This is a genomic window from Paenibacillus sp. P4_A9 (assembly GCF_056402415.1).
This window is the reverse complement of sequence record NZ_JBFUHL010000197.1, coordinates 1-1,694: the sequence shown is the minus strand read 5'-3', so window position 1 is coordinate 1,694 and position 1,694 is coordinate 1. Positions and strand designations below refer to the sequence as shown.

The following is a 1,694-nucleotide window of genomic DNA, read 5'->3' as shown; positions in this document are numbered from 1 at the left end:
TGCTCATCAGGTGTGTCATACAAATTGATAACCTTTAAGCTCTTCGGATCCTTCAAATCACCTACTAATTTGAAAGATGGTGTAATGATATTGTGATGCACCATTCCTGTAAGTACATTCGGGCTAAAGCCTTTACGTAATAGATTGTTCTGCTTCAATTTCTCTAGGTAACTTTCGATGAGAGCGAGTGATTCCTTGGATGCAGGACCTGTTTTATAGAAAGTTTCTTGTGCTGCCTTCGGATCGATGTATCCTTTCTCAACAAACTCTTTTGGTACACGCATCGTTGGACGGTTATCAACCGCTTGTTGATAGTTTGGAATCGCATACAATTTGCCGTTCACACGAGCGCGGTCCAATACCCAAGATGGAATTTCTTTCTTAATTTCTGGTGCATATTTGTCAACCAATGCATCCAATTCGATATAAGAACCTTTGTTGACTTCACCTGGATAATCCAATAGATAACCTGTCCATGCAATGTCAATTTCCTCAGATGCAGCAGCCATTAGTTTCCATTTCTCAGCGTACTCGGCGCCAGTCATTGGAACGAATTCTACCTTCGTATTTGGAAGTAATGTTGCCAATTTCTTGTTAAACTCATCATAAACCTCTTGCGAATCTGCTTGCTTGCCAGGACCCATTGTTACAAACTTCAGTGTAACTGGCTTTGCAGCTGCTGCTGCTGCTGCTGCAGTAGGTGTTGCATTTGTAGAAGCCGAAGGCGTGCTTGTTCCTGTTTTACCGCACCCTGTAATAATTAAAGCAGTCGTCATGCTTAGAAGAATCGTTTTGCTAAATACAGTATTAAGTGTTTTCATCTGTGTTTTTCCCCTTTCAATCTGTTCAAATCGTATATTATACAGTTCTGGAACTTATTAACTGTTCCAGAACTGGTATAAACAGGTAATCAACCCTTTACTGCACCAACTGTAAGTCCTTTAGAGAAGTATTTCTGGAAGAATGGAAACACCATAAGAAGAGGTCCTGCCGCTACGATCGCCATAGCAAATCTGAGTGATTCAGACGGAAGTTTATACAGATTTACATTGTCCATATTCACGTTATACGTCATGGCATTTTTGAGGAACTCAACTTCCATCAAAATTCGTTGCAACAGAAATTGCAAGGTGTAAAGTTTCTCATCACGAATATAAATCAAGGATGTGAACCAATCATTCCATTTGTCTAGCAGCACGAACAATCCGATGGTTGCAAGAGCTGGTTTAGACAGCGGAAGAATAATTTGCCAATAGACTCGAAATTCGCTAGCACCATCAATTTTAGCCGATTCAACCAGAGCGTCAGGCAAGCCTTGAAAGAATGTACGTAAAATAATGATATAGAAGGCATTGGCTAACGTCGGGAGAATGTAAACAAAGATCGTATTATTGAGGTGAAGATACTGCGTTATGAGAATATAGCTCGGAATAAGTCCTCCACCAAATAGCAGCGTGAAGAAAATAAACATAACAATTGGTTTACGAAGCTTAAAATTCTTTCGAGATAAGGCATAAGCGCAAGTGGACATAACAATCAATCCACAAATCATGCCGCCTACCGCCTGAATGGTTGTTGTAAGGTAGGCATTCAAGATTTGCTGCGGTTTCCCGAAAATGAGTTTATATGCTGTCAGATCAAAATCTACCGGGATTAACTTGTACCCGTATTTTAATAATGATTCCTCATTGGAG

General features: G+C 40.1%; 2 protein-coding genes. Both read right to left on the bottom strand.

Annotated features, from left to right (window positions below; translation table 11 throughout):
- Positions 1 to 821: hypothetical protein (locus tag AC1DVJ_RS30875; protein WP_477596736.1), on the bottom strand; the 821-nt coding region annotated here is incomplete at its 3' end.
- An 89-nt stretch (positions 822 to 910) separates the two neighbouring features.
- A partial coding sequence (locus AC1DVJ_RS30870) for a carbohydrate ABC transporter permease (protein WP_477596734.1) occupies positions 911 to 1,694 on the bottom strand: 784 nt, incomplete at its 5' end.